Consider the following 1193-nt stretch of genomic DNA (forward strand, 5'->3'; position numbering starts at 1 on the left):
CCAACCTCATTCGTACGGTCACCCGCCTCGAACTTTATCGACTCGGCTGGTAAACAACCTTATGAATAACGCTCTGACTGCCACGGAATGCGGTCGATATCGCCTCGAAATACGGAACAATGTTGCTATAAACTTCATCTTCGACAGCGTCGAAGTCGACCGCGAAATAGATCACCGTTCCAGGCTTGAACCCAAACTTGAGGGCCTCGAAATGAGCCCTCCTTGCCGCACTTCGCCCCTTTTCTGCGTCGAAAAAGGATATGTTACCTCCGCCCTCCTGAAAGATCGGAAATATCTTCAAGCCGTTTGCAAATATGGTGGACAATTCATCCGGTTTGATGTTTTTGTCCGTTGGGTCAGGCACATTGGGGGTATTCGTCAAATAGCGGCCGACTATGGCATAGCCATTGGCCCTCAGTGTGGTGGCGCGTGCTGCTGTAATGGTCGTGATGCAGTCGATGGCCTTCGCACTGTCCATGCGTTCAGGGTCGCCTGTTGAAGCCAGCAGAGACGCCCAGGTTTTCCAGTCCGCGCGTCCAGACTGCGGCAACATCGCGAAAGCCTGAAACGACTTTACGTTCGCCGCCATTTTTTCCGAGAAGACGCCGTCGTATTCTCCGTCATACGATCCGTTAAATGCTAGCGCCGCTTGGAAGAGATGCACAAAGTATTTTGACGAATCCATCGATCCCTGCCCAACATTGGCGGCGGCGGAACTCAATCCGGCTTTAGTACCGGGGCCGAGATAACCATTCGCAGTGCCGTCGGCCATTCCCATCTCATATTGGAGGCTGTACATAAGTCCCGCCTGTACGTCACGTGAGTATATGCCATCGCAAGGAACGAGAAAAAATCGCTTCGACCGTTATAGCGGCTATTCAAGGATCGCTGAATCGAACGAATCAATGGGGTGCCTCTCGGCAAGAGCGTGTAGGCGTCCATGGTGAGAAGACTTTTGAACAGCTTCGGAATAATCTGAGGCGCTACAGGCAGCCCTATATTCGTGTTCAATGTTGCGATAGAGGTGGTGGTAGTCGAGTCCCATATCGTCCATTTGCCATCAGAAATTGTCATACCCCCATATCCCTTGCACCAGAGCGCAGCTTGAACGATTCCAAGAGCGTTATTCATAAGGTCTGATTCGGGTGTGTCGCTCAGAGGCATCGGCTTCCCGTTTGAGAGAATAGAAGTTC

At 51.8% G+C, this 1193-nt stretch carries 1 protein-coding gene; it reads right to left on the reverse strand.

Going from position 1 to position 1193, the window contains the following annotated elements; translation table 11 throughout:
- Positions 1-34 precede the first annotated feature (34 nt).
- A complete protein-coding gene (locus HRF29_RS14570; protein ID WP_173249572.1) occupies positions 35-772 on the reverse strand; it encodes a glycoside hydrolase domain-containing protein in 738 nt (245 codons plus the stop codon).
- Positions 773-1193 lie beyond the last annotated feature (421 nt).

Source organism: Rathayibacter agropyri (assembly GCF_013249015.1).
GTDB classification, from domain to species: Bacteria; Actinomycetota; Actinomycetes; order Actinomycetales; family Microbacteriaceae; genus Rathayibacter; species Rathayibacter agropyri.

Coding starts and splice junctions, on each gene's coding strand:
- HRF29_RS14570 (WP_173249572.1), bottom strand. CDS start 772: ATGGCCGACGGCACTGCGAATGGTTATCTCGGCCCCGGTACTAAAGCC.